Below are 5267 nucleotides of genomic sequence, written 5' to 3'. Positions count from 1 at the left end.
GCTCAGCACGCACGGCCGGTAGCGGAGGTTCGGATGGCGCGCCGCCAGTTCGCGCAGCGCGTCCACCGCGTACAGCCCACCCGGTTCCCGGGCGCCGTGGAACAGGAGGATGGGGCCGGTGTGTCCCGCCTCCAGCGCGTCACGGACAATCCCATACAGGGGCGCGAGCCCCGTGCCCGTGCCCGCCAGCAGCAGCGGGGCCTCCGGCTGCCCGGGAACGTAGAAGCAATCGCCCGCGGGGCCCTGCACCTCCACGCGCTCGCCGGGCTTCGCCTCCGTGGCGAGCCAGCCGCTCATGGCGCCGCCGGGGATGAGCCGCACGTGCAGCTCCAGGGTGCGCTCCCGGGGCAGGCTCGCCAGGGAGTAGCTGCGCGCCAGGCCGTCCGCGCGCAGGAGCGTGACGTACTGCCCCGCGCGGTAGTCCAGGGCGCCTTCCGTCTCCAGGCGCACCGAGAGCACGTCCCCGGAGAGCGGCGTCAGCGAGACGATGCGCGCGGGCATGCGAAGCTCCCACACCCCCGCGACCTCCAGCGCCTCGCCGTCCGGCAGCCGGCATGCGCACGCGAGGAAGTAGTTGCGCGCCCGGAGCGTGTCCTTGAGCCCGACCTGCGCGGCCGCGGGCACGTTGCCCTCCACCGCCCGCATCAGGCAGGACTGACAGGCCCCCGCCCTGCAGGAGTGGGACACGTTCACACCCTGCCGCAGCAGTCCGTCCAGCACCGTCTCGCCGGACTCCAGCGGGTACCACGCCGCTTCATGCTTCACCTTCGCCATGACGTGTCCCCTTTTTCCGACTAGCGGTTGAGCACGTCCGCCCGCGCGCCCTCCGCGACCGCCATCACCTTCCCCACCAGCTCCGCCGGCACGCCCAGCTCCTCCAGCGTCTCCTTCAGGTGCCCCGCCACGGCGTTGAAGTGCGTGTCGTTCAACCCGCGCTGGACCAGGTGCTTGTGGCCCACCCGCATGTCCTTGCCCGAGTAGCTGGCGGGGCCCCCGGTCACCAACGTGAGGAACGCCTTCTGCTTCGCGGCCTGGCGCTCCATGTCCACGTCCTCGAAGAAGTGGCTGATGCGCTCGTCCCCCAGCACCTTCCGGTAGAAGAGCTCCACCGCCGCCGCCATCGCCGGCTCCCCGCCAATCTGCTCGTACACGCTCGACATGCCTGTCTCCCTCGCCCGGCCACCGGGCCCTTAAGATGCATTCAGGATGCATCTTAAAACCCTGCCCGTCAATGCGCAGGGTCCTGGCGGTGGGGGCACGCTTGCTGCGCGGGGTAAGCTGAAGCCATGCACGACCGCGTCCGGTTCGCCCTCCTGGCCCTGCTCCTCGTGGCCGGCTGCGGGAAGCCTGCCTGGCGGGTGAAGGCCGTTCCGCGAGAGGACCTCTCGCTGCCGCGCCTGGAGCAGTCCGTGGTGCTGGAGCTGCCGCCCCCGGGCTCCGTCGTTCCCGCGCAGCTTGGGGACGGGACTCCGGTGTGGGTATCCCGAGGGGCCGGGGACAAGGTCTCGGTCCTCTCCGCCATCATCCCGGCGATGGACGGCATCCCCTCCGGCGCGATGATCCGCTGGCTGCCCACCCAGAGGCGCTTCACCGGGGGCTTCGTCTGGGACGAGCACGGGCGGGCCGTGGGCAACGAGGGCTGGGATGCCTGCACCAGCACCTGCCCTGACGATGACGACCTGCCCGGCTCCGCGCGGGACCTGGACCGGTTCCAGGTGGAGCGACTCGGCGGTGCGCCCGAGCGCATCCGCGTGGGAGGCCCCATCCCGGGGGTCTCGCGGCGCATCCCCAGGAAGCCCCTGCCTTCGTGGTCGCAGGAGCCGACCCAGGACTCCACCCGCCCCATGTCGGTGGCGCGGGCCCTGGCGCTGCCCGAAGGAACCGTCGTCAGCGTCGACGCCATGGCCGTCCTCGTCAGCGGCGAGGCACCCCGGGTCTGCTCGCGCCCGGACCACCATGGGTGTTGCCCCCCGAGCTCGCCCCGGCTCTACGACGTGGACGGCGCGCCCCTGGAGCCCATGGGCCCCGGGGTCGACAGCCATGGCGTCGCCCTGTTTCGCCGGTACCGCGATGGCTTCGTGCAGTACGTCGTGGGAGACGACCTCGGCCCCCCCAGCGCCGGAGCCTTCCTGTCGGTCGGCAAGCCTCCGGACTTCGACTCGTGGCGCCTGACGGAGCCGCCGCGAATCCCGCCGTGTGAGTGGACGTTCGAACCCTCCCCGTCGAACCCCTCGCCGCCGTGGCCCCGCTGAGCCGGGACACCGGGGCGGGACTCAGGCGGGCAGGAAGCGGCTCGCCCGGCGCACCACGCGCTCCACGTTGCTCTTCACATGGTCCAACGGCAGGAAGCGGTTCACCGGCGTGGGCCGGTAGCCCAGCGGTCCCAGCCGCGAGCGCAGGAGGTGGTTGGTGCGCAGCGCGCGCAGGTGGCGGGCCGTCTCGCGGGTGTTGAAGATGATGGACAGCGACACGGAGACGTCGTCGTTGCCGTTCTTCACGTAGTGCGGCGCCACGAACGGGATGTGCAGCGCGTCCCCGGGGCCGAACGCGTAGCGTATCGCCGTCGTGTCGAAGGTCTCCCGGTAGTTCACCTTCGAGCCGGAGCGCGCCACGAAGGACTCCAGGTCGGCCGCGGGCACCACCTGCTCATCCCACGCCGGGGAGATGTGCACCTCCTTGGTGCCACGGAATTGCATCAGCAGCGTGGAGTACCGGTCCAGGTGGAAGGGCGTGACGCTGCCGGGGGACGCGATGAACAGGTAGAGCATCGGATCCACGGCGGTGGTGCCCACGCCCTGCGCGCGCATCAGGCCCTCCACCTCCGCGAGCAGCAGGCGGAACAGGTCGTGGAAGCTGGGGTCCTGCTCCGGGGCGCGGAGCATGATGTACGAGTTGCTCGTCATCATGTTCTCCACGGTGTCCTTGAGCGACAGCCCGGTGCGGTAGTCCACGTGCGCGCGGTCGAAGTCCGCGTCCTTGGGCAACAGCCCGGAGCTGAAGAACACGTTGTCCTCGGGCAGCCGCTGCACCACGCCGGCCAGGTTCTCCAGCTCCAGCGCGGGGTGCCCCAGCAGCGTGTGCCGGCACCGGAAGGACCGCCGGTCGAACTCCAGGGAGGAAGGGCCTACGGACTCGAAGATGCGCTTGGGTGACACACCAGTCTCCAGCCGCGAGCACCGCGTACCGCGCGCTTCGAAGCGGCTGAGAGACAGCGTGACTGTGGGCTGGAGAACGGTCAAGTGCCCGGAATTCCGGGGTTCTTCCCCAAAAAAAGCTCCGACCTGGGGGAGGGGGGAGCGCGCACGCGGGGTCGTGCCCATGTTGTTCCCAGCAGCTTGAGGAACAGGAGGAACGACATGGCATTGGAAGCAATCCTGTTGTGGGCAGTCATCGGCCTCATCGCGGGGTGGCTCGCGTCCGCGGTGGTCGGCGGCGGCTATGGCGTCGTGGGCGACATCGTGGTGGGCGTGGTCGGCGCGTTCCTGGGTGGCTTCATCTTCCGGGCGCTCGGCACGGGGGCTCCGTTCGGCGGGCTCGCGGGCACCATCTTCGTGGCGTTCATCGGGGCGGTGGCGCTGCTGTTGATACTGCGGGTGATTCGCTCCGCGACCGTACGAAGAGCCTGACGCGTGCGGCACTGAAGTGAGACGGCCCCCCTCCTATGCGGAGGGGGGCCGTTTTCTTTTGCCGCGCCTGATGACGCCAGACATCAGCCGGCGGACAGCCGTCATCAGGAGGGCCCTCCCGCCGGGCTCCTTCGGCCCGCGCTGCGCGAGCAATCCCAGGGGGTTGTCACGCCGTGCGGGACGTGTGGGCCGTGGCATGGCTCCTGCTCTACCCCCACACATCAGCCGCAAGCCGTCCCCCTTCGAGGAACACCGCCATGGCGCTCTCTCCCCTGTCCAAGTCGTCCGTTCCCAGCCCCTCCCTCTCGCGCACCACGGCCACCGAGCGTCCTCCCTCCCCGCTCATGCGGCCCTCGCCGGTGACGGCGGACGCGGCGAAGGTCCCTTCTCTGCAGGGGCTGCTGCAGCAGGACGGCTTTGATTCGGTGGCGGGCACGGGCAAGGGCGGCATGGAGAAGCTGGGGCAGATGCTGGCGATGCAGGTGCTGGGCGAGCTGGCGAAGCTCCTGGGCGGCGAGGGTGTCGGCGGTGCGCAGCAGGGCGGCGTCGCGGGCCTGGATCCGAGCGCGGGCGTGCAGGACGGCGGCGTGCCGGACCTGGGCGGCGAGGAGCAGTTCGCCGACGGCGCCGAGCAGGCGGGTGCGCCCCAGCTCCCCCCGCGGCAGAACGCCGCGGTCGACGCCGGCCCGGCGAACCTCCCGCAGCAGGCGCGCAACACGACGCCCCCGCAGGACGAGCCGCCCGTCGCGAAGGCGCAGGGCGCGTCCCAGCCCCAGGGCGCGGTGAAGGGCAAGAACACCCTCACCCTGAACAACGACGGCACCACGCCGATGACGGTGAACTTCACGCCCAACGCGGGGGAGAAGGCCGTGGACCCCGTCACGCTCAAGCCCGGCGAGAGCCGGACGGTGCAGTTCCCGGACGGCTGGTCCGGCAACTTCCGCAGCGCGTCCGGCGATGGCAAGAACGCGACGCTCGGTGAAGTGAAGTTCAACGGCGGGATGGGGCAGACGTACTACGACGTCAGCTACATCGAGGGCCACAACGCGGCCATGACGATGCAGCCGGTGGGCGGCGGCCGCCTGTCGGGCACGACCGACAACCTGCTGGCCTCCGCGCCCGACTCCGTCAAGGCGAAGGGGGCGGACGGCCAGGCGTACGGCATCAAGAAGAGCACCACCGCCAACGTGCAGGATCCGGAGGTGGTAGACTTCTTCCGCAAGCACGTCGGCGCGGATCAGGGCTATGTCATCCCCACCGACGACGCGAGCACGCTGGGCAGCAGCGACAGCAACCTCGTCGTCCACATGAAGAACCTGGCCTGACTCCCCCCTCAAGAGGCCCCTTCCCATGAGCGTCCGCCTTCCTCCCAACATCCCCCGACCCGGACAGCCCGTCCGCGGTCCCAGGGAGGAGGCAGCGCGAGAGAAGGCGAAGCCCGGAGAGGCGAAGACTCCCGGCAAGGCGACCGCGAAGGGTGCCCCCGCCAAGGGCGGCGCCACGAAGGGCGCCTCCGCGAAGGGGGGCGCGTCGCAGCCCTCCGCCGGGGAAGGCACGTCGGCCCGATCCGCGGAAGGCGAGCGCACCAACGCGAAGGGCTCCCCGCAGCAGGACGGGATGGCGCCCAGCACCCAGCGCGGC

7 protein-coding genes are annotated in these 5267 nt (G+C 70.9%); 4 read left to right on the top strand and 3 right to left on the bottom strand.

The annotated features are described in order from the left end of the window. Together D7V93_RS37155 and D7V93_RS37150 are read right to left on the bottom strand one after the other, a co-directional pair. Nucleotides 1-774, bottom strand: a 774-nt coding sequence (locus D7V93_RS37155) for a 2Fe-2S iron-sulfur cluster-binding protein (RefSeq protein WP_120647850.1), incomplete at its 3' end; no start/stop codon positions are given. Nucleotides 775-794: 20 nt separating this feature from the next. Beyond that, complete coding sequence (locus D7V93_RS37150; RefSeq protein ID WP_120647849.1) at nucleotides 795-1160, bottom strand: group I truncated hemoglobin; 366 nt, start codon at nucleotides 1158-1160, stop codon at nucleotides 795-797. Between the two features lie 126 nt (nucleotides 1161-1286). Here D7V93_RS37150 and D7V93_RS37145 point away from each other — a divergent pair, with 126 nt between their 5' ends. Next, complete coding sequence (locus D7V93_RS37145; protein WP_120647848.1) at nucleotides 1287-2252, top strand: hypothetical protein; 966 nt, start codon at nucleotides 1287-1289, stop codon at nucleotides 2250-2252. Between the two features lie 21 nt (nucleotides 2253-2273). Here D7V93_RS37145 and D7V93_RS37140 read toward each other — a convergent pair whose 3' ends face one another. Next, nucleotides 2274-3155 (bottom strand): cupin-like domain-containing protein, encoded by an 882-nt coding sequence (locus tag D7V93_RS37140; protein WP_158623947.1) that lies wholly within the window; start codon nucleotides 3153-3155, stop codon nucleotides 2274-2276. A 201-nt stretch (nucleotides 3156-3356) separates the two neighbouring features. Between D7V93_RS37140 and D7V93_RS37135 the strand changes: the two genes are divergently transcribed. From D7V93_RS37135 to D7V93_RS37125, 3 genes are all read left to right on the top strand, one after another. Continuing rightward, complete coding sequence (locus tag D7V93_RS37135; protein WP_120647846.1) at nucleotides 3357-3626, top strand: GlsB/YeaQ/YmgE family stress response membrane protein; 270 nt, start codon at nucleotides 3357-3359, stop codon at nucleotides 3624-3626. A 257-nt stretch (nucleotides 3627-3883) separates the two neighbouring features. Beyond that, nucleotides 3884-4951, top strand: a complete 1068-nt coding sequence (locus D7V93_RS37130; RefSeq protein WP_120647845.1) for a hypothetical protein — start codon at nucleotides 3884-3886, stop codon at nucleotides 4949-4951. A gap of 25 nt (nucleotides 4952-4976) precedes the next feature. Next, nucleotides 4977-5267: hypothetical protein (locus D7V93_RS37125; protein WP_372338395.1), on the top strand; the 291-nt coding region annotated here is incomplete at its 3' end.

The sequence above is a fragment of the Corallococcus llansteffanensis genome, assembly GCF_003612055.1.
In the GTDB taxonomy this organism is placed as follows: domain Bacteria; phylum Myxococcota; class Myxococcia; order Myxococcales; family Myxococcaceae; genus Corallococcus; species Corallococcus llansteffanensis.
Note: the sequence above shows the minus strand (reverse complement) of the source record. Positions and strands in the feature narration are given on the sequence as shown.